Raw genomic sequence first — 21,604 nt, 5'->3', positions numbered from 1 at the left:
GGACCTGTGACGGAATCGCCGCACCGGTGGCGGAATGTGATGCTTATGTGACGGAGAGTTGTGGTCCGACCGGCCTGCTCGTCCGTCCATCCTGAAAGAGGATCACATGATCTCCTCCGTCAGTCGCGCCTCCGCCACCCGCCTGCTCCTCCGCCGGACCTGCGTCGCGGGCGCCGCCGTCGCCGCCGTCGCCGGCCAACTGCTGGCCGCCCCGACCACCGCAGACGCCCGTGGTTCGGGCACGGCCTCCGGGCCGGAGGCGGGAGTCCAGCACGCCCGGCACGGCCAGCCCGCCCAGCGCGCCAAGCAGCGGGCCACCACGATCGCCGAGAACCAACTGCCGTTCACCACCCGCTTCGAGGGCGACTTCCACGGCTCCGTCACCCGGATCAGCAACTCCCTGATGACCTGCGACGAGACCAAGGCGCCGCTCGACCCGGAGCAGCCGCCCTGCCTGGACGCCCGCAAGGGCCTCGGCACCAGGCCGATCAACAACAAGTACGAGATGAAGTACATCAACATCGACCCGGGCTCGGTCGGCCCGCTCGGTGACGCGATCTACTCCGCCAGCTCCGCCGACCTCGGCCTGATCGACGGCTCCCGGGTCAAGTACGCCCGGCTGTACTGGGGAGGCACCCGCGGCATCGACGACGTCGTGCTGCCGGAGAACCAGATCGACGAGGTGTACCTGAAGGTCCCGGGCGAGCCCCAGTACCGCAACATCGCCAACGACCAGCCCTCCATCGGCTACATCACCACCGACGTGGAGAGCAGCTACCAGGCCTCCGCCGACATCACCGACCTGGTCAGGCAGGCCGGCAACGGCACCTACACCGTCGCCAACATGGACTCGGTGGTGAAGCCGCACAGCTGGGGCGGCTGGACGATCGTGGTCGCCTACGAGAACGAGTGCAAGCCCTACCGGCACGTCCACCTGTGGGACGGCTTCCGGGTCGAACTGCCCGACAGCCCGCCGCGCGAGTTCGACCTCACCGGGCTCAGGACCCCGGCCGCCGGCCCGGTGGAGGGCAAGCTCGGCTTCGTGGTCTACGACGGCGACCTCAAGTGGACCGGCGACACCCTCGCCATCAAGTCCACCAACGGCCCCCTGGCGCTCTTCTCGGACCTCAACCACGCCTCCAACGACGCGTTCAACTCCACCATCGAGGAGCTCACCCCGGCCGACCAGTTCGTCCGCACCCCGTACAACCGCAACAACTTCGGCTACGACTCCAACCGCTGGGACATCTCGCCGTTCCTGCGCAACGGGGACACCGACATCAAGGTGCTGTTCGACACCGACAAGGACGGCTACGACCTCGGCGTCTTCTACGCCTACGTCAACCTGGACGGCTCCACCGAGGGCTGATCCCCCGTCGCACCACGGCGCCGCGCAGCAGCCGCTCGCAGGGGCGCTCCACCCAGCGGTACAGCACGCCCGCGGCGGCCAGCGAACCGCCGGCCAGCAGCAGCCAGACACCGAGCGTCGCGGCCCCCGGCGCCGGGCGGCCCTGGACGGACAGCCAGCAGCGGATGCCGATCTCGTGCACCAGGTACCAGGCGAACGACCACTCGCCGAGCCGGACGGCCGTGCGGCCCGCCAGCGGCCGGGGCGGGCACCCGGCGGCGTCGCGCCGGGCGGCGGCCGCCAGCAGGGCCGCGAACAGCGGCGCGGGGAGCAACTGGGAGGCACTGTACGGGCCGTACCAGAGGGCGTCCGGGACGGCGGCGTGCCAGGGGACCAGCAGCAGGTGCCAGAGCGCCACGGCGGCGGCCGCCGGCAGGAGCCCCGACCGCGCCGACCGCACCCGGGGGAGCGCGCCGTGCCGCACGGCCAGGCCGGTGACCACGCCGAGGACGAACTGCGGGGTCCGGGTCAGCGGCAGATAGTCCAGCAGCCAGCCGCGCACCGTCGGGTCGGCGGGCAGCAGGGCGCCGGCCGCCCAGAGCACCGGGCCGAGCGCGGTGCACAGGGCCGCGAGCGGCAGCCAGGCGCGCCGGCGCGGGGCCAGCAGACGCAGCAGCGGCGGGAACAGCAGATAGAACCAGGCCTCGGCGCCCAGCGACCAGGAGGCCGGGTTGCCGCCGTAGACGGTGGGCAGCGCCCACGGGTGCACCAGCGCCAGCGACCAGAGCGCGGCCACCACCGGAAGCACCGCGCCGATCGCCGCGTCCGCGCCCAGGGACAGCACGGTGGTCAGCAGGTGCAGCGGCCAGATCCGGGCGAAGCGGCGGCGGGCGAAGGCCAGGGCCCCGGCCGGGGCGGGCGAGGCCCCGTACGTCCAGGCCAGCACGAAGCCGGAGAGCACGAAGAAGAACGTCACACCCGAACGGCCGTACCAGGCGAGCGGGCCGAGCACCGGAAGCGTGCCCACCTTGTGGGAGAGGTGGTAGACCACCACCAGCAGGGCAGCCCAGAAGCGCAGCCCGGTGAGCGAGGGCAGGCGGGCGGGGCCGGTCGTGGGCATCGGCGCTCCGGGGGAAGGGGCGGGGCCGCGGGCAGCGCCGCGGCGACCGGCTGAACGAGCGCGGCCGGGACGAGGTCACGCCTACGGCGGTCGAGGGGCCGGCCGTGTCCACCCGGCGGGCGCGTCCGGCGGCGGGCACCGGGGGCGCGTAGCCTGCTAGGGCCCGCGGCTCGGACCCGGCAGGGATCCGGGGGCGGGTCCTGAGGACGCGGGTGCGAGGGCGGTCCTCGGACGGACGGAGGGGTCGATGGCGGTCGAGGAGCAGCGGGCCGGGAGCCGGGTCAGCCGGCCGGAGAACCGGCTGGTCCGGCGCGGGTTCACCGACCCGGCGCGGGCGGTACGGCTGCTGGAGGGCCCCGGGCTGGAGGGCCTGGCCGACGACCCGCTGCTGCTGGACGCGCTCGGTGCCACCGCCGACCCCGACCTCGCGCTGCTCGGCCTGGCCCGGCTGCTGGAGGCCGCCGACGAGGCCGACCGGCACACCCTGCGCGACACCCTCACCACCTCCAAGCCGCTGCGCGACCGGCTGCTCGGCGTGCTCGGCGTCTCCACCGCGCTCGGCGACCACCTGGCCCGGCACCCGCACGACTGGCACGTGCTGGTCACCTTCGAACTGCGCGACATGCACCCGGGCCCGGAGGACTTCCGCCGGGCCCTCGCCGAAGGCGTCCGGGACGACGCCCGCGGCCCCGCCAACGCGCTGCGCGTCGCCTACCGCCGCTGCCTGCTCGCCATCGCCGCCCGCGACCTCACCGGTACCACCGACCTCGCGCAGACCGCCGCCGAACTCGCCGACCTGGCCGGTGCCACCCTCCAGACCGCCCTCGACCTCGCCGCCGAGCAGGACCCGGAGGCCGCCGCGGCCTGCCGGCTCGCCGTGATCGGCATGGGCAAGTGCGGCGGCCGCGAGCTCAACTACGTCTCGGACGTGGACGTGGTCTTCGTCGCCGAGCCGCGCGAGGGCGTGGACGAAGCGGAGGCGATCAGGGCCGCGACCCGGCTGGCCGCCGCCCTCACCCGGCTGTGCGCGGACACCACCGGCGAGGGAACGATCTGGCCGGTGGACGCCAACCTGCGCCCCGAGGGGCGCAACGGCCCGCTGGTGCGCACCCTCGCCAGCCACCTCGCCTACTACCAGCGCTGGGCCAAGACCTGGGAGTTCCAGGCGCTGCTCAAGGCCCGCCCGGTCGCCGGGGACGCGGAACTCGGCGCCGCGTACGTCGAGGCGCTCGCCCCGATGGTCTGGCAGGCCGCCGCCCGGGAGAACTTCGTCGCCGACGTGCAGCAGATGCGCCGCCGGGTGGTCGACTCCATCCCGGCCACCGAGCTGGACCGCCAGCTCAAGCTCGGCCCGGGCGGGCTGCGCGACGTCGAGTTCTCCGTACAGCTGCTCCAGCTGGTGCACGGCCGCACAGACCCGGCGCTGCGCAGCGGCAACACCCTGGAGGCGCTGGCCGCCCTCTCCCGGGGCGGGTACGTGGGCCGGGCGGACGCCGCCTCGCTGGACGCCGCGTACCGCTTCCTGCGTTCGCTGGAGCACCGCATCCAGCTGTACCGGCTGCGCCGCACCCACCTGATGCCCACCGCCGACGAGGACCTGCGCCGGCTGGCCCGCTCGCTGGCGGCGCTGATCAACGACGACACCCGCGCCGACCCGGTGGCCGCGCTGCAGCGCGAGTGGAAGCGGCACGCGATGGAGGTCCGGCGGCTGCACGAGAAGCTGTTCTACCGGCCGCTGCTGGACGCCGTCGCCGAACTGCCGCAGGGCGCCACCGGGCTGAGCCCGGACGCGGCCCGGGCCCGGCTGGAGGCGCTGGGCTACGCGGACCCGGCGGCCGCGCTGCGGCACCTCGGCGCGCTCGCCTCCGGGGTGAGCCGCAAGGCCGCGATCCAGCGGACCCTGCTGCCGGTGCTGCTCGGCTGGTTCGCCGAGTCCGCCGACCCGGACGCCGGGCTGCTCAATTTCCGCCAGGTCTCCGACGCGCTCGGCCGCACGCCCTGGTACCTGCGGCTGCTGCGGGACGAGAGCGCCGCCGCCGAGCAGCTGGCCCGGGTGCTGTCGGCCGGCCGGCTCGCCCCCGACCTGCTGCTGCGCGCCCCCGAGGCGGTGGCCATGCTGGGCGATCCGCGCGGCCTGGAGCCGCGCGGCCGGGCGGCGCTGCAGTCGGAGGTGCTGGCCGCCGTCGGCCGGGCCGGGTCCACCCACGCCGCGGTGGCCGCCGCCCGTTCGGTGCGCCGCCGGGAGCTGTTCCGCACCGCCGCGGCGGACGTGCTCGGGCGGCTCGGGGAGGACCCCGCCGAGGCGCTGGACACCGCGGGGGAGGCGCTCACCGCGCTCAACGCCGCCACCCTGGGCGGCGCGCTGCGCGCCTGCGTCGCCGGGTGGGAGGCCGAGCACGGGGATCTGCCGACCCGGATCTCGGTGATCGCGATGGGCCGCTTCGGCGGCCACGAACTGGGCTACGGCTCGGACGCGGACGTGCTCTTCGTCCACGAGCCGCTGCTGGGCTCGCTGGAGGAGGAGGCGGCCCGGGCCGCCCAGGCGGTCTGCCACGAGCTGCGTACCCAGCTGGGCGCGCCCTCCACCGAGCCGCCGCTGCTGGTCGACGCGGACCTGCGGCCGGAGGGCCGCAGCGGCCCGCTGGTGCGCACCCTGGCCTCGTACGCGGCCTACTACCGGCGCTGGTCGCACGCCTGGGAGAGCCAGGCGCTGCTGCGGGCCGAGCCGGTGGCCGGGGACGAGGAGCTGGGCGCGCGGTTCCGCCGGCTGATCGACCCGCTGCGCTTCCCCGGCGGCGGGGTGCCGGAGCGGGACCTGGTGGAGATCCGCCGGATCAAGGCGCGGATCGAGGCCGAGCGGCTGCCGCGCGGGGCCGACCCGACCACCCACACCAAGATCGGCCGGGGCGGGCTGGCGGACGTCGAGTGGACGGTGCAGCTGCTGCAGCTCCGGCACGGGCACGAGCTGCCGGCCCTGCGCACCACCCGGACCAGGGCGGCACTGGCGGCCGCCGCGCAGGCCGGGCTGGTCGGGTCGGAGGACGCCGAGGTGCTGGACGCGGCCTGGGTGCTGGCCTCCCGGGTGCGGGCGGCGGTGATGCTGGTGCGCGGCCGGCCCGGGGACAGCTTCCCGGGGGAGGCCCGGGAGCTGGCCGGGGTGGCCCGCTACCTCGGGTACGGCTCCGGGCACAGCGGCGAGCTGCTGGACGACTACCGGCGGATCACCCGGCGGGCCCGGGGTGTGGTGGACCGGCTGTTCTACGGCTCCGGCTGACGGGCACGCGAAAGGGGCCCCGTGCGGGGCCCCTTCGACGTTCCGGGCGGCCGGCGTGCGGGCCGGCGCGGCGCCGCTAGCGGCGTGCGCTGCTGACCGCGGGTTCGCTCCACTGCTCGGGCACGGTGACCGGCTGCTCGGCCGGCGTCTCCCGGGCGGGCACCCTGGGCAGCTTGTAGACCCACTCGTGGTAGAGCCAGCGGGCGGCGAGGAAGCCCACGGCCAGGCAGAGCTCGCCGCCGACGGCGTCCATCCAGAAGTGGTTGGCGGTGGAGACGATGACCACCAGGGTGGCGGCGGGGTACAGCAGGCCGAGCACCCGGACCCACGTCCGGCGGGCCAGGAAGAAGATCGCCAGGCCGCACCACATCGACCAGCCGATGTGCATCGAGGGCATGGCCGCGTACTGGTTGGAGACGTGCGCGGCGGGCCCGGAGGCCATCGAGCCCCAGGTCCCGTGGACCTTCACGGTGTCGATGAAGCCGCCGTCGGTCATCAGCCGGGGCGGGGCCAGCGGGAAGAAGTAGAAGCCGACCAGGGCGATCCCGGTGGTCACGAACAGCACGGTGCGGGCCGCGACGTAGCGCCCGGGGTGGCTGCGGTAGAGCCAGACCAGCACGCCGATCGTGATCACGAAGTGCAGCGTCGCGTAGTAGTAGTTCATCCCGGTGATGAGCCACCCGACGCTGTCCACGGCGTGGTTGATCGAGCGCTCGACGGCGATGCCGAGGTGCTGTTCCAGGTCCCAGATCCAGCGCGTGTGCTTCTGGGCTATCGCTTCCTGTTCGGGAACCGCGTTGCGCACGATCGAGTAGATCCAGTAGCTGATCCCGATCAGCGCCAGTTCGAACCAGATCCGCGGTCTGGCCGGTGACCGGCGCTGGGCGCCGATGCGGCCGCGCAGGACGGCGGTACGGGACTGTGCGGCACGGGTGGCTCCATCGGGCAGGCGGCCGGGGAGGGCCTTCGCTGCCTCGGAACCGCCACCACTGGCCGCGTCGGCGCGCCCGGCGTCGCCTCGCTGGATCTCGGTCGGTTCCCCCATGGACGGCAAGTCTGCCAGACCGCTCGTAGCCGTCCGCTCATCCTCTGGAAGTGGATTCTTCACCGGCTGTCCCCCTTGAGGGCTAGGGGCCGGCGCCCACCGGGGTAGGGGGTGCTCTGGGGTTCGGTGCGTACCGGTGGGACGGACATACGTCCCATTGTCACGCCCGTCGCTCCGAGGAAGTAATCGGGGTGGTCGGAGACGGTCGCCCAACTGGAATTTCCCGGCCACGAAACGGTTTCAGCATCTTGCTGAAACATATTGCAGGCCGCTAGCTTCCTGGGAAAATCGATCGCCCCTTCCCCTAAGGGAGCCCTCAGTGGCCGATGCCCCGCTCCGTCCCCGACGGAGCACCGCCCGACGAACCACCGGCCGCCGCAGACCGCCGGGCCGCACCGCCGTCCTGCTGGCCGCCGCACTGACCGCCGCCACCCTCGGCGGCGCCCCCGCGGCTTTCGCCGCCGCCCCGCCGGCCCCGCCCTCGGACGCCGCGCTGGCGGCCACCGCCGGGCGGCACGACCTCACCCGCGAACAGTTCTACTTCGTCCTGCCCGACCGCTTCGCCAACGGCGACGCCGCCAACGACAGCGGAGGCATCACCGGCGGGCGGCTGGAGAACGGCTTCGACCCCGCCGACAAGGGCTTCTACCACGGCGGCGACCTCGCCGGGCTGATCCAGCGGCTCGACTACGTCCAGAACCTCGGCACCACCGCGATCTGGATGGCCCCGATCTTCAAGAACAAGCCCGTGCAGGGCAGCGGGGCCGACGCCTCGGCCGGGTACCACGGCTACTGGATCACCGACTTCACCCAGGTCGACCCGCACTTCGGCACCAACGAGCAGCTCAAGGAGCTGATAGCCAAGGCGCACGCCCGCGGCATCAAGGTCTTCTTCGACGTCATCACCAACCACACCGCCGACGTCGTCGACTACGCCGAGAAGCAGTACGGCTACCGCTCCGCCGGCGCCTACCCGACGCTCGACGCGGACGGGAACCCGGTGGACGAGACCGCCGTCGCCGACGCGGGAGCCCCCTGGCCGCGGACCACCAAGGACTCCTTCCCCTACACCCCGGTCTTCCGCTCCCCGGCCGACGCCGGGGCCAAGACCCCGTCCTGGCTCAACGACCCGGCGCTCTACCACAACCGGGGCGACTCGACCTTCGTCGGCGAGTCCGCCACCGAGGGCGACTTCAGCGGCCTGGACGACCTCGACACCCAGAACCCCAAGGTGGTGAAGGGCTTCGAGAAGGTCTACCAGCAGTGGGTCAGGGACGCCGGCGTGGACGGCTTCCGGATCGACACCGTCAAGCACGTCAACATGGCCTTCTGGCAGCAGTGGGCGCCCGCGCTCAAGGACTTCGCCGCCAAGCAGGGCAACAAGAAGTTCTTCATGTTCGGCGAGGTCTACTCCGGAGACCCGGCGGTCACCTCGCCGTACGTCACCAAGGGCAGGCTCCAGGCCACCCTGGACTTCCCGTTCCAGGGCGCGGCCCGCTCCTACGTCTCCCAGGGCGGCTCGGCGCGCGGCCTCGCCGACGTCTACGGCCAGGACTACCGCTACACCGGCGCCGACACCGACGCGTACGAGCTGCCGACCTTCCTCGGCAACCACGACATGGGCCGCTTCGGCTCCTTCCTGCTCGCCGACAACCCGGGCGCCGACGACGCCACGCTGCTGAAGAAGGACCGGCTCGGCAACGAGCTGCAGTTCCTCACCCGCGGCCAGCCCGTCGTCTACTACGGCGACGAGCAGGGCTTCACCGGCGCGGGCGGCGACAAGGACGCCCGGCAGGACCTGTTCGCCTCGAAGACGGCCTCCTACAACGGCGACCGGGTGCTCGGCGGACCCTCCGGCCCGGCCGACCGCTACGGGCAGGGCGGCGAGCTCTACCAGGGCATCGCCGGGCTGGCCCGGCTGCGCCGGGACAACCCGGCACTGGCCGACGGCGCCCAGGTCGAGCGGTACGCCGCCGACGGCGCGGGCGTGTACGCCTTCTCCCGGATCGACGCCGGGCAGCAGGTCGAGTACCTGGTCGCGGTCAACAACGCCGCCGAGGCGAAGACCGTCACCCTGGACACCTTCTCGGCCGGAACGGGCTTCGACCTGATCTACCCGTCCGCGGGGGACCGGATCACCAGCGGTGCCGACCGCAAGGTGACCGTCACCGTGCCGGCGCTGTCCTCCGTGGTGTTCAAGGCGGGCGCCCGGCTCGCGGCCGTCGGCCCGGCTCCGCAGCTCGCGGTGCAGCCGCCGGCGGACGGTTCGAGCGGACTCGTCACGGTCGGTGCGAAGGTCGACGGCGGTGGCTTCGACCGGGTGAGCTTCGCCGCCCAGGTCGGCAACGGGCCCTGGCAGACCCTCGGCACGGCCGACAACGGCGTGTACAAGGTCACCCAGGACCTCGGCGCCGTCGCCCCCGGCACGGTGGTCCGCTACAAGGCCGTCGTGCAGGACCCCGGCGGCCACCTGCGCTCCGCCACCGGGAGCTTCACCACCGGCGCCCCCGCACCGAAGCCGGCGCCCACCGCGGGCTCCCGCCCGTACGCCGTCGTCCACTACAACCGGCCGGACGGCGACTACGACGGCTGGAACCTCTACGCCTGGGGCGACCTCGCCGACGGCGAGGCCACCCCGTGGCCGGCCGGGCACCCCTTCACCGGGCGGGACGCGTACGGCGCCTTCGCCTACGTGCGGCTGAAGCCCGGCGCCTCGGACGTCGGGTTCGTCGTGGAGAAGGACGGCGTCAAGGACGTCGACGCCGACCGGCACCTCGACGTCGGCAGCACCGGGGAGGTGTGGCTCAAGCAGGGCGACCCGGCCGTGCGCACCGCCGACCCCGGCCCGGGCAACACCCAGCCCGCGAACACCGCCGTCATCCACTACAACCGGGCCGACGGCGACTACGACGGCTGGGGACTGCACGACTGGACCGGCGCGGCCACCCCGACCGACTGGGGCAAGCCGCTGGCGCCGGTGCGCCGCGACGCCTTCGGCGCCGTCTTCGAGGTGCCGCTGGCCCCCGGGGCGACCAGCCTCAGCTACATCCTGCACAAGGGCAACGACAAGGACCTGCCCGCCGACCAGTCGCTGGACCTCGCCGTCAACGGCAAGGAGGTCTGGATCCTCGGCGGCCGCGAGGGCTACCTGCTGCCGCAGAACCCGGCCGCCTCCGCGCAGATCGACCTCACCGGGGCCAAGGCCCAGTGGATCGACGCGAGGACCGTCCTCGTCCCGGCGAACTACGGCGCGGGCGACGAGGCCCTGGCCGGCGGCACCAGCGCCCAGCTGGTGTACGACCCGGCCGGCGGCATCAAGGCCGACAAGGGCGTGCTGACCAAGCCCGGCCAGTGGCTGCGGCTCACCCCGGTCAAGGGCGGGCCGACCGACGCCCAGAAGGCGAAGTACCCGCACCTGGCGGGCTACCGGGCCTTCACCGTGGACGGCCGGGACGCCGCCCGCGTCCCGGCCGCGCTGCGCGGCCAGCTGCTGTTCACCGAACACCTGCCCAGCGGCGCCGTCCTGGCCGCCACCGGGGTGCAGATCCCGGGCGTGCTGGACGACCTGTACGCCGGGCGGACCGGCAAGGTGGACTTCGGGCCGGCCCACTACAACGGCAAGGTGGCGCTGTCGCTGTGGGCGCCGACCGCGCAGGAGGTTTCCGTCCAGGTCTTCGACAGCGCCACCGGGGGCACCCCGAAGACGCTGCCGCTGAAGCTCGACGACGAGACCGGGGTGTGGGAAGTCGTCCGTGACAAGCGCGAGCTGGACGGCAAGTACTACCTGTACCAGGTGAAGGTCTGGGCTCCCTCGACCCAGCAGCTGGTGGTCAACACCGTCACCGACCCGTACTCGGTGGCACTGTCCACCGACTCCCGGCGCAGCCTGGTCGCCGACCTCGACGCCAAGGAGCTCAAGCCCGCGGGCTGGGACGACCACGCCCGCCCGCAGGCCGTCCCGCCCGCGCAGCAGCAGATCCAGGAGCTGCACGTCCGGGACTTCTCGGTGGAGGACCCCACCGTCCCGGCCGCCGAGCGCGGCACCTACCTGGCGTTCACCGAGTCGAACTCGGCCGGCATGCGGCACCTGCGGGAGCTCGCCGACGCCGGGGTGACCACGATCCACCTGCTGCCGACCTTCGACATCGCCACCGTCCGGGAGAACCGGGCCGACCAGAAGCTGCCGGCCTGCGACCTCAAGTCCCTTCCCCCGGAAGGCCCGAAGCAGCAGGAGTGCGTGGCGGCCGTCGCCGCCGACGACGCGTACAACTGGGGCTACGACCCGCTGCACTACAACGTGCCGGAGGGCTCCTACGCCACCGACCCCGGGGGGACGGCGCGCACCGTGCAGTTCCGGCAGATGGTGCAGGCGATGCACGCGGCCGGGCTGCGGGTGGTGCTCGACGTGGTCTACAACCACACCGCGGCCGCGGGCCAGGCCGAGCACTCGGTGCTGGACAAGGTGGTCCCCGGCTACTACCAGCGGCTCGACGCCGACGGCAAGGTGACGACGGACAGCTGCTGCGCCGACACCGCGCCCGAGCACGCCATGATGAACCGGCTGGTGGTCGACTCGGTGACGCTGTGGGCGCGCGAGTACAAGGTGGACGGCTTCCGCTTCGACCTGATGGGCCTGGACCCGAAGTCCACCATGCTGGACGTGCAGTCCGCGCTGCGGAGGATGACGCCGGACTCGGACGGCGTGGACGGGAAGAACGTCTTCCTGTACGGCGAGGGCTGGAACTTCGGCGCGGTCGCCGACAACGCCCGGTTCGAGCAGGCCACCCAGGCCAACATGGCCGGCACCGGCATCGCCACCTTCGACGACCGGATCCGGGACGCCGCCCGCGGCGGCAACTTCATGCTGAACTCCGCCCCGCAGCAGGGCTTCGCCTCGGGCCTGTTCACGGACCCGAACGGCTCGGCCGCGAACGGCACCCCGGAGGAGCAGAGGGCCCGGCTGCTGCACGGGATGGACCAGCTGAAGGTCGGGCTGACCGGCAACCTGGCCGGCTACTCCTTCACCGACAGCTCCGGAAAGTCCGTCACCGGCGCCCAGGTCGACTACAACGGCGCCCCGACCGGGTACGCGGCGAAGCCCGGCGAGGCGGTGGAGTACGTGGACGCCCACGACAACACCGACCTCTTCGACGCCCTCGCGTACAAGCTGCCGACCGGCACCGCGCCCGCCGACCGGGCCCGGATGCAGGCGCTCGCGCTCTCGCTGACCGCGCTCACCCAGGGCGCGGGCTTCGCCCAGGCCGGCAGCGACCTGCTGCGCTCCAAGTCGCTCGACTCCAACTCCTACGACTCGGGGGACTGGTTCAACGCGATCCACTGGGACGCCGCGGACGGCAACGGCTGGGGCCGCGGCCTGCCGATGGCGAAGGACAACCAGGAGCAGTGGACGGCCGCGCGGTCCCTGCTGGCGAACCCGAAGCTGACGGTGGGGGCGGCCGACATCCGGGCGGCCTCGGCGCAGTATCAGGAGTTCCTGCGGATCAAGCGGTCCTCGCCGCTGTTCTCGCTGCCGAGCCTGGCCGCCGTCCAGCAGCGGCTCTCCTACCCGCTCTCCGGCACCGCCGGTGAGACGCCCGGGGTGATCACCCTGCACCTGGACGGCACCGGGCTGCCGGGGGCGGAGAAGGGCATCACGGTGGTCTTCAACGCCACCCCCGCGGCGCAGGCGCAGACCGTGCCGGCCCTGCGGGGCACCGGCCAGGCGCTGCACCCCGTCCAGGCGGGCGGGGCGGACCGGGTGGTGCAGCGGTCCGGCTTCGACGCCGCGACCGGCACCTTCACCGTGCCGGGCCGCACCGTGGCGGTGTTCGTCCAACACTGATTCGTACACTGCGACAACTCCCGGGCTCCGTACCACTGTTCAGGTGGTGCGGGGCCCGGCTCCGGTTCGGGGACGGCAAGGTTCCGTTCCGGACGCACAATGGCCGGAAACCGTTGATAGCACGGCCTGAACTGTGATGTGCCGGGTCTGCCGGGCGCCGGCGGCCGCTCTCCGCGGGGAGAAGCGGCCCTGAGTGCTGGTCACCGACCGTCGGCAGTGATCGAACTTTGTCCGGAGCATGAAAACCGTGTTCACGAGTTCGCCACGGGGTAACACAACTGACGAACCGTCCTGCATACGGTTTCGGTAATGAATCGGCCAATCCGTGGCATGCATCTGTCATTAACCGCTCGGTAGCTGCCACGATTCCCCCGGCTGTAGACGAGGGGACCCCACCCCCCGGTGCAGCTGTTCCAGTTCAGGTGCAGCGCGTCCCGACCCTGCAAACGAGTTGTGAGCAACGCATCCGCACTCCCGTCGCACCCGGCGGGGGCCCCCACTGCGCCGCAACCGCGGCCCAGGTTTCTCTCCACCGTGCGCGACCCAGCGCCGGTCGGAAAAGGAGTCCGCATGTCCCGTTACGCTCACGCCCGGAAGGCGGCGGTTGTCATGGCCGCCTCCACCGCGCTGCTGGTCACCGGCATACCGGTGATCGCCCAGGCGGCCACGCCGGACGCGCCGGCCGCCGTCGCGGCCCAGCAGGCGAGCCGCGCCCAGCTGATCTCCGTCGCGAACCAGCAGACCGCCTCCCTCGCCCAGACCCTGGGCCTGAGCGGCACCGAGAAGCTGGTCACCAGGGACGTCATCCAGGACGCGGACGGCACCCGCCACCTGCGGTACGAGCGCACCCTCGACGGACTGCCCGTCCTGGGTGGGGACCTGGTGGTGCACCAGGCGCCCACCGGTGCGACCAAGAGCGTTGACCGGGCCAGCACCGCCTCGCTGAGCGGTGTGAGCACCACGCCGAAGCTGGCCGCGCCGGCCGCGCAGAGCGCCGCGCTCGCCGCCGAGTCGGGCACCGCGGTCGACACCGCGCCGCGCCTGGTGGTCTGGGCCGGGGACAACAGCCCCCGTCTGGCCTGGGAGACCGTCGTCTCCTCCACCAAGTCGGACGGCACCCCGAGCAAGATGCACGTCGTCACCGACGCCACCAGCGGCCAGGTCATCCAGCAGTGGGACGGCATCGAGACCGGCTCCGGCAAGGGCGTCTTCGTCGGCAACGTCACCATCGGCACGACCCAGTCGGGCTCGACGTTCCAGATGAAGGACACCACCCGCGGTGGGATGTACACCACCAACCTGAACCACGGGACCTCGGGCACCGGCACGCTGTACAGCAAGGCGACCGACACCTGGGGCGACGGCACCGTCAACAACGGCGAGTCCGCCGCGGTCGACGCCCACTTCGGCGTCGCGGCCACCTGGGACTACTACAAGAACACCTTCGGCCGCAACGGCATCCGCAACGACGGTGTCGGCGCCTACAGCCGCGTCCACTACGGCAACAACTACGTGAACGCGTTCTGGGACGACTCCTGCTTCTGCATGACGTACGGCGACGGCAGCAACAACACCGCGCCGCTCACCGAGCTGGACGTCGCGGGCCACGAGATGAGCCACGGCGTCACCGCGGCCACCGCCAACCTGACCTACTCGGGCGAGTCCGGCGGCCTCAACGAGGCCACCTCGGACATCTTCGGCACCATGGTCGAGTTCTCCGCCAACATCCCCACCGACAACCCCGATTACCTGATCGGTGAGTTGATCAACATCAACGGCGACGGCACCCCGCTGCGCTACATGGACAAGCCGTCCAAGGACGGTGCCTCGGCCGACTACTGGTCCTCCACCGTCGGCAACAAGGACGTCCACTACTCCTCCGGCGTCGCCAACCACTTCTTCTACCTGCTGTCCGAGGGCAGCGGCGCGAAGGTCATCAACGGCGTCAGCTACGACTCGCCGACCCAGGGCAACATCTCGGTCACCGGCATCGGCCGGGACAAGGCCGCGGCCGTCTGGTACCGCGCGCTGACCACCTACATGACCTCCAGCACCAACTACGCCGCGGCGCGCATCGCGACGGAGAAGGCGGCCACCGACCTGTACGGCGCCGGCAGCGCCGAGCTGACCGCGGTCAGCACCGCCTGGGCGGGCGTCAACGTCGGCACCGCGCCCAGCGGCGGCGTCACCGTCACCAACCCGGGCAACCAGTCCACCGCCGTCGGCGGTGCGGTGAACCTCCAGGTCAGCGCCACCGGCGGCACCGCCCCGCTGACCTACACCGCGACCGGCCTGCCCACCGGGCTGTCGATCTCCTCCTCCGGCGCGATCACCGGTACCGCCTCCACCGCGGGCACCTACAACGTGACCGTCACGGCGAAGGACGCGGCCGGCAAGACCGGCAGCACCAGCTTCACCTGGACCGTCTCCACCGGTGGCGGCAGCTGCACCCCGGCGCAGCTGCTGGGCAACGCGGGCTTCGAGACGGGCACCGCCACCCCGTGGACGGCGTCCAGCGGCGTGGTGGACAACAGCTCCTCGCAGGCGGCCCACGGCGGCTCCTGGAAGGCGTGGATGAACGGCTACGGCTCGACCCACTCGGACTCGCTGTCGCAGACGGTGAGCATCCCGTCGGGCTGCAAGGCGACGCTGAGCTTCTGGCTGCACATCGACACCGCCGAGTCGGGCAGCACCGCGTACGACAAGCTGACCGTCTCGGTCAACGGCACCGCGCTGAAGACCTACTCCAACGTGGACGCCGCGGCCGGCTACCAGCAGCGCACCTTCGACCTGTCGGCCTACGCGGGCCAGACGGTCACCGTGAAGTTCGCCGGGACCGAGGACGCCTCGCTCCAGACCAGCTTCGTGATCGACGACACCTCCGTCCAGACCGGCTGACCCCGGGCCGGCTCCTGAAGGGCCGGTGAACCAGGACAGGTGAGGGGCCCGGCGGCTACGGCCGCCGGGCCCTTGTCGTGCTGTCAGGGGTTTCGGCCGAGGTCTTGACGGCCCTCGCGGGCGCCTCTAGGTTCGGCGCTGCAAGTTTCCGGCAAGTTGCAGAAACTTCCTGCAGGCTTCACCTCCGGCTGCCCCCCCCCAGCCCCCCCCTCAGGAGACGACGTGGTCACCACCGCCCCCACCCTCCCCCGGCCTCCGGCCGGGAGGACCCCCAGGCCCACCCGCCGGCCCGCCCGCGCGGCCGGTGCGCTCGCCGCCTCGGCGGCGCTCGCGCTCTCGCTCGGCACCTCCCTGGGCGCCCCCGCCGCCCAGGCCGCCCCGCCGGCCAACAACGGCAAGGACGTCACCGCCACCCTCTTCGAGTGGCGCTTCGACTCCGTCGCCCAGGCCTGCACCTCCACCCTCGGCCCCAAGGGCTACGGCTTCGTCGAGGTCTCCCCGCCGCAGGAGCACATCCAGGGCGCGCAGTGGTGGACCTCCTACCAGCCGGTCAGCTACCGGATCGCCGGACGGCTCGGCGACCGCACGTCCTTCAAGAACATGGTCGCCGCCTGCCACGCGGCCGGCGTCAAGGTGATCGCCGACGCGGTGGTCAACCACATGTCGGCGGGGTCCGGCACCGGCACCGGCGGTACCGCGTACACCAAGTACACCTACCCCGGCACGTACCAGGACCAGGACTTCCACACCTGCCGCCAGCCGATCACCAACTACCAGGACCGCGGCAACGTCCAGAACTGCGAGCTGGAGAACCTCTCCGACCTGAACACCGGCAGCGCGTACGTCCAGACCACCATCGCGCACTACCTGGACGACCTCGCCTCGCTCGGCGTCGACGGCTACCGGATCGACGCCGCCAAGCACATCGCCGCCGCCGACCTCGCGGCGATCAAGGCCAGGATGGCCAACCCCGCGGCCTACTGGGTCCAGGAGGTCATCTACGGCGCCGGCGAGCCGGTCCAGCCCACCGAGTACACCGGCACCGGCGACGTGGACGAGTTCCGGGTCGGCACGGACCTCAAGCGGATGTTCACCACCGACAAGCTCGCCAACCTCAGCGGCTGGGGCGCCTCCTGGGGCTACCTGCCGAGCGGGCAGGCGCGCGCCTTCGTCGACAACTGGGACACCGAGCGCAACGGCTCCACCCTCAACTACACCTACGGCAACACCTACACGCTGGCCAACGTCTTCCTGCTGGCCTCGCCGTACGGCGCCCCCAACGTCCACTCCGGCTACTCCTTCGCCAACAAGGACGACGGCCCGCCGAACGGCGGCACCGTCAACGCCTGCTACCAGGACGGCTGGAACTGCACCCACGCCTGGCGGCAGGTCGCCAACATGGTGGGCTTCCGCAACGCGGTGGCGGGCACCGGAGTGACCGACTGGTGGTCCAACGGCGGCAACGCGATCGCCTTCGGACGCGGCAACAAGGGCTACGTCGCGATCAACCACGAGGGCGGCGCGATCACCCGGACCTTCCAGACCGGGCTGCCGGCCGGCACCTACTGCGACGTCCAGCACGGCGACCCGCAGTCCGGCGGCGGCTGCACCGGCCCGACGTACCAGGTGGGCGCCAACGGGCAGTTCACCGCGACGGTCGGTGCCGGCGACGCGGTCGCGCTGTACGTCCAGTCCGGCGCGAGCGTCTCCGGCGCCTCGTTCAACGTCAACGCGACCACCTCGGTCGGGCAGAACATCTACGTCGTCGGCGACGCCGCGGCGCTCGGCGCCTGGGACCCGGCGAAGGCCCTGCCGCTCTCCTCGGCCGGCTACCCGGTCTGGTCGCTGGCGCTGTCTCTGCCGGCCGGCACGTCCTTCCAGTACAAGTACGTCCGCAAGGACGCGAGCGGTGCGGTCACCTGGGAGTCCGGCGCCAACCGGACGGCGACGGTGCCCTCGGGCGGGACCGTCGCGCTGAACGACACCTGGCGGCCGTGAGCCGCGGGCCCCGGCCCGTCCCGGATCCCCGTCGGCCCGTTCCGGCGGGGATCCCCCACGAGGGCGGCCGGGAGGCGGGCGGCGCGGCCGTCCGTCACCCCCGCCCGATGTACGGCATGGCCGTCGCCAGCACGGTGGCGAACTGCACATTGGCCTCCAGCGGCAGCCCGGCCATGTGCCGCACGGTGCGTGCCACGTCGGCCACGTCCATGGTCGGCTCGGGGGCGATCCGGCCGTCCGCCTGACGCACGCCCGCGCCCATCGCCGCCGTCATGTCGGTCGCCGCGTTGCCGATGTCGATCTGCCCGCAGGCGATCCGGTACGGGCGGCCGTCCAGCGAAAGCGACTTGGTCAGGCCGGTGACGGCGTGCTTGGTCGCGGTGTAGGCGATCGAGTGCGGGCGCGGGACGTGCGCGGAGACCGAACCGTTGTTGATGATCCGGCCGCCCCGCGGGTCCTGCGCCTTCATCTGCCGGAACGCGGCCCGGGCACAGAGGAAGGCGCCGGTCAGATTGAGGTCGACGACGGCCCGCCAGTCCTCGACCGACAGCTCCTCCAGCGGGACGGCCGGGCCGAAGGCGCCGGCGTTGTTGAACAGCAGATCCACCCGGCCGTGACGCCCGGCGGCCGCGGCGAACAGCGCGTCCACCGCCTCCGGGTCGGTGACGTCGGCCGGCACCACGTCGGCCGGGGCGGCGCAGAGCCGGGCGGTCTCCCGCAGCGGTCCGGGCCGCCGGCCGGCCAGCACCGTCCGCCAGCCGTCCGCGGCCAGTTCGACCGCCACGGCGCGGCCGACGCCGCTCCCGGCTCCGGTGACGACGGCGATCCGCTGGTTCATGGCACCCTCCTCGATGACTGTTTCCGGTCGGCCCTGGGCGTGCCCTGGAGATCGTCGCGGACCGGCGGCCCGCCGTCACTGGTCAAAGCCGCCGAAATCCGGACGGCTCGGCGGGAGCCCGGCGGCCACCCCCGCCATCCGACCCCCGCCGACCGGGGGGAGCGGTGAAGGCCTTTACCCGATCGCGAACAAACATTGGATTTCCGGTGGCCACCGCGCAACCGGGCCACCCGGGCCCACGTCATAAGATCGCAGGAAGGCGCACCCCCGCGAGGGGCGGCGCGCCATCGCTCCGGGGGACGCGCCAGCGCTGTGCCCCCGGTCTGTCCGGCCCCACCGGGGGGCCGCCGCCCGGTCAGACGGACCGGGCGCGACATCGGTCGGAGAGTCCTCACCGTGCTTAGGCAGTCGTCCCGTTCCCGCGCCGTCCTGTCCGGTGCCGCCGTGCTCGCCCTGGCCGCCTCGCTCGCGGCCTGCGGGAGTTCCGGCGGTGGGAAGGGGGACAGCGCCAAGAACGCAACCCCGGCCGGCGGCAGCAGCTCGGCGGGCAGCCCGAGCGCCGGCGGCACCGGCCCGGCCGCGACCGGCACCGCCACCGCGGCCTCCTCCGGCAAGGTGCTGATGCCCACCGGGCCCGCCGCCGCCCTCAACAAGTCCCGGGACACCGGCGCCGGCCCGATCATGATGACCAAGGTGACCGGCGCCAAGTCCGGCGTCACCGGCCAGGTCTGGGTCTGGCTGCCGCCCGAGTACAACGACCCCAAGTTCGCCAAGACCGGCTTCCCGGTGCTGACCCTGTTCGCGGGCGGCCAGAGCAACGGCTACAACACCTGGACCGACAACCAGCTGCCGATCCAGGAGGAGAACGAGCGGCTGGTCAAGGAGGGCAAGTCCCACCCGTTCATCATGATCATGCCGGTGCAGAACTTCAACAGCGACGAGAAGAACGCGCTGGACTGCTCCGACATCCCGGGCCAGCCCAAGATGGCCACCTGGATGGCCGAGGACCTCCCGGACTTCGTCCGCGCCAACTTCCGCACCGTGAAGGGCCGCGACGGCTGGGGCGTCATGGGCGCCTCCACCGGCGGCTTCTGCAGTGCCAAGCTCGCCCTCCAGTACCCGCAGGTCTACAAGGCCGCGGTGCCGATCGACGGCTACTTCATCCCGGACTCGGGGCTGTGGAAGGGCCACGACGCGGAGCGGGCCGCCAACAACCCGGACGTGCTGGTCGCCCAGGGCAAGGCCGAGGTGAGCATGCTCGTGACCGCGGGCGGTGCCAACCCGTACGAGACCAAGGTGGTCAAGAGCTGGGTGGACAAGGCGGTCCCGCCGGTGAGCCTCCAGTACCACGAGCAGCCCGGCGGCAAGCACCTGACCTCGGACTTCAAGAAGATGATCCCGGACACCCTGGTGTGGCTCTCCGCCCACCTGGCGGGGCCGGCGGCCGACTGAGGGCCCGCCCTTCGGCTGCCCGCACTGCCAGTGCTGCTGCCGCACTGCCCGCACGGCCCGTGCTGCTGCCGCACTGCTCGGACTGCCGCACTGCTCTCACCCGTACCGCCGGTGCCGGGACGCGTTCGCGCTCCCGACGCCGGCGGTCCTGCTTTCCGGCGGCTCCGGGCAGGTCGTGCCGCCCGTCCGCAGGCCCGTGACCTGCGCGTCAATCGGACATTGATTCGCTTCTGATCGACTGCGAGCACCTTGGCTGGGGCGGTCCTCCACCGGCCGCCACCACCCGCCGTGCCCCAAGCCGTGAAGAGAGTGCCATGCCGATCCACCTGGTGCCCCAGCCCGTCCCCACCGTGCCCGCGCAGGGCAAGTCCGGAGCCGCCTCGCTGGGCGCGGACGCGTACGGACGGGCCGCGGCCGACGAGCCGGCCGTCCTGCGGTTCTCCGGGCTCCGCCTGGTGCACGCCGCGCTGCGCCGGGACCTCGCCCGGCTGCCCAACGCGCTGCGGCTGCTCCAGCCCGACGAGGACCACAAGGGCGAGGCCCTGCTGCGGCACTGGAACTTCATCACCGCGATGCTCACCTGCCACCACGAGCAGCAGGACACCCGGCTGTGGCCGATCGTGCGCCGCTTCGCGCCCGAGCTGCGGCTGCTGCTCAACTGGCTGGAGGACGACCACCACAACCTGGACCACTCCTTCACCCGGGTCACCACGCTGGTGCGGATCGCCAGCTGGGACACCGGCAGCGCCTGGCCGGTCGCGTACGCGATGGAGGACCTCGCGGCCCGGCTGGAGACCCACCTGCGGATCGAGGAGCGGCAGTTGCTGCCCCGGATGGAGCGGGTGATCGCCGACGGCTCCCGGCTCGGTGGGCTGGGCGAGCTGCTGGACCTGCTGCGCCTGGCCGACGGCCCCGGCACGGCGGACGCGCTGGCCTGGCTCCTGGAGGGCGTGGAGCCCGAGCTGGTCGAGCGGCTGCTGGCCGAGTGCGACGACGACGTGGCCCGCAACTGGCCGCACTGGCACGCGACCTACCAGCGCTGCACCTCGTCGCTGTGGGGCCCGCCGGACGGTCCGGCCGCCGGCGCCGGCCTCGACGACCTCGGCCTCGACGACCTGGGGCGCATCGCGGACTGACTCCGGGGCTCTTCGCGGGCCCTTGATCTACGCGCGTGGCATGAGCCGGAGGCAGGGGACTGCGGCATATGCCGAGCCGGTCCCCAGTGCGGGGGAGCTCTCAACTCCCCACGCCCCCTAGGGGATTCGACCCATCGCCCTCGGGGTCGGGCCGCCCCGGTCGCTCCGGGCCGCACCAGGGAAGGCGTCACGCCGACGGCTGATGGCGGGCCGTACCCGCCGCACTACCGTCGACCGCATGACCACAGCGCGCAGCACACCCGGCCCGCACCGCACCCGTCCCGGGACCCGCTTCCGACGCGGCCCCGCGTTCCTCGCCGCCGGCGCCGTCCTGGTGCTCGGCGCCGGACTGACCGCCTGCGAGGGCGGCGTGGCCCTCTGCCTGGACGACCACAAGTGCACCGTCGGCATCAAGACCGACAAGGCCGACGGCACCAAGACCGTCAAGGTCTTCGGCGGCGACAACCCGATGAGGATGACCGTCGGCCACATCGGCGACAACTCGGCCGAGGTGACCGTCGGCGACGACAGGAAGACCGCCACCAAGGACTCCGAGACCTCCGTCGGCGGCGTCAGGATCACCCTGCGCAAGACGAACAAGGACGACCACTACGCCGAACTGCACATCGAGCGGGACTGACCGCCCCCGGGCA

11 protein-coding genes are annotated in these 21,604 nt (G+C 72.6%); 8 read left to right on the top strand and 3 right to left on the bottom strand.

The window, feature by feature from the left end; translation table 11 throughout:
* Positions 1 to 106 precede the first annotated feature (106 nt).
* Positions 107 to 1,369 carry a hypothetical protein gene (locus ACWGJO_RS18205; protein WP_452184924.1) on the top strand — a complete coding sequence of 421 codons (1,263 nt, stop codon included), beginning with the start codon at positions 107 to 109 and terminating at the stop codon, positions 1,367 to 1,369.
* Here ACWGJO_RS18205 and ACWGJO_RS18200 read toward each other — a convergent pair.
* Positions 1,341 to 2,468, bottom strand: a complete 1,128-nt coding sequence (locus ACWGJO_RS18200) for an acyltransferase family protein (protein WP_452184922.1) — start codon at positions 2,466 to 2,468, stop codon at positions 1,341 to 1,343. The genes ACWGJO_RS18205 and ACWGJO_RS18200 overlap by 29 nt on opposite strands.
* A gap of 247 nt (positions 2,469 to 2,715) precedes the next feature.
* On the opposite strand from ACWGJO_RS18200, the gene ACWGJO_RS18195 reads away from it, so the two are divergent.
* Complete coding sequence (locus ACWGJO_RS18195) at positions 2,716 to 5,742, top strand: bifunctional [glutamine synthetase] adenylyltransferase/[glutamine synthetase]-adenylyl-L-tyrosine phosphorylase (RefSeq protein ID WP_452184921.1); 3,027 nt, start codon at positions 2,716 to 2,718, stop codon at positions 5,740 to 5,742.
* A 76-nt stretch (positions 5,743 to 5,818) separates the two neighbouring features.
* Here ACWGJO_RS18195 and ACWGJO_RS18190 read toward each other — a convergent pair whose 3' ends face one another.
* A complete protein-coding gene (locus tag ACWGJO_RS18190; RefSeq protein WP_452184919.1) occupies positions 5,819 to 6,787 on the bottom strand; it encodes a phosphatase PAP2 family protein in 969 nt (322 codons plus the stop codon).
* A gap of 319 nt (positions 6,788 to 7,106) precedes the next feature.
* Here ACWGJO_RS18190 and pulA point away from each other — a divergent pair, with 319 nt between their 5' ends.
* The 3 genes from pulA to ACWGJO_RS18175 all read left to right on the top strand — a co-directional run bounded on the left by pulA (position 7,107) and on the right by ACWGJO_RS18175 (position 17,525).
* On the top strand, positions 7,107 to 12,629 hold the full coding sequence (gene pulA, locus ACWGJO_RS18185; protein ID WP_452184917.1) for a pullulanase-type alpha-1,6-glucosidase: 5,523 nt from the start codon (positions 7,107 to 7,109) through the stop codon (positions 12,627 to 12,629).
* 570 nt (positions 12,630 to 13,199) lie between these two features.
* Complete coding sequence (locus ACWGJO_RS18180) at positions 13,200 to 15,527, top strand: M4 family metallopeptidase (protein WP_452184915.1); 2,328 nt, start codon at positions 13,200 to 13,202, stop codon at positions 15,525 to 15,527.
* Between the two features lie 222 nt (positions 15,528 to 15,749).
* Positions 15,750 to 17,525 (top strand): carbohydrate-binding module family 20 domain-containing protein, encoded by a 1,776-nt coding sequence (locus ACWGJO_RS18175; protein ID WP_452184913.1) that lies wholly within the window; start codon positions 15,750 to 15,752, stop codon positions 17,523 to 17,525.
* A gap of 94 nt (positions 17,526 to 17,619) precedes the next feature.
* On the opposite strand, the gene ACWGJO_RS18170 is transcribed toward ACWGJO_RS18175, so the two are convergent.
* A complete protein-coding gene (locus tag ACWGJO_RS18170; RefSeq protein WP_452184911.1) occupies positions 17,620 to 18,363 on the bottom strand; it encodes an SDR family oxidoreductase in 744 nt (247 codons plus the stop codon).
* Between the two features lie 396 nt (positions 18,364 to 18,759).
* On the opposite strand from ACWGJO_RS18170, the gene ACWGJO_RS18165 reads away from it, so the two are divergent.
* The 3 genes from ACWGJO_RS18165 to ACWGJO_RS18155 all read left to right on the top strand — a co-directional run bounded on the left by ACWGJO_RS18165 (position 18,760) and on the right by ACWGJO_RS18155 (position 21,591).
* Entirely contained in the window at positions 18,760 to 19,815 is a 1,056-nt protein-coding gene (locus ACWGJO_RS18165; protein WP_452184909.1) for an alpha/beta hydrolase, read from the top strand.
* 314 nt (positions 19,816 to 20,129) lie between these two features.
* On the top strand, positions 20,130 to 20,951 hold the full coding sequence (locus ACWGJO_RS18160) for a hemerythrin domain-containing protein (protein ID WP_452184908.1): 822 nt from the start codon (positions 20,130 to 20,132) through the stop codon (positions 20,949 to 20,951).
* A gap of 238 nt (positions 20,952 to 21,189) precedes the next feature.
* Complete coding sequence (locus ACWGJO_RS18155) at positions 21,190 to 21,591, top strand: hypothetical protein (protein ID WP_452184906.1); 402 nt, start codon at positions 21,190 to 21,192, stop codon at positions 21,589 to 21,591.
* Positions 21,592 to 21,604: the final 13 nt, after the last annotated feature.

Source organism: Kitasatospora sp. NPDC054795 (genome assembly GCF_053611565.1).
Note: the sequence above shows the minus strand (reverse complement) of the source record. Positions and strands in the feature narration are given on the sequence as shown.

What these genes read in the sequence shown, in the direction of transcription:
- ACWGJO_RS18200 (WP_452184922.1), bottom strand. Translation starts at nt 2,468, where the DNA reads ATGCCCACGACCGGCCCCGCCCGCCTGCCCTCGCTCACCGGGCTGCGC.
- ACWGJO_RS18195 (WP_452184921.1), top strand. Translation starts at nt 2,716, where the DNA reads ATGGCGGTCGAGGAGCAGCGGGCCGGGAGCCGGGTCAGCCGGCCGGAG.
- ACWGJO_RS18170 (WP_452184911.1), bottom strand. Translation starts at nt 18,363, where the DNA reads ATGAACCAGCGGATCGCCGTCGTCACCGGAGCCGGGAGCGGCGTCGGC.
- ACWGJO_RS18155 (WP_452184906.1), top strand. Translation starts at nt 21,190, where the DNA reads ATGACCACAGCGCGCAGCACACCCGGCCCGCACCGCACCCGTCCCGGG.
- ACWGJO_RS18160 (WP_452184908.1), top strand. Translation starts at nt 20,130, where the DNA reads ATGCCGATCCACCTGGTGCCCCAGCCCGTCCCCACCGTGCCCGCGCAG.
- ACWGJO_RS18180 (WP_452184915.1), top strand. Translation starts at nt 13,200, where the DNA reads ATGTCCCGTTACGCTCACGCCCGGAAGGCGGCGGTTGTCATGGCCGCC.
- ACWGJO_RS18205 (WP_452184924.1), top strand. Translation starts at nt 107, where the DNA reads ATGATCTCCTCCGTCAGTCGCGCCTCCGCCACCCGCCTGCTCCTCCGC.
- ACWGJO_RS18190 (WP_452184919.1), bottom strand. Translation starts at nt 6,787, where the DNA reads ATGGGGGAACCGACCGAGATCCAGCGAGGCGACGCCGGGCGCGCCGAC.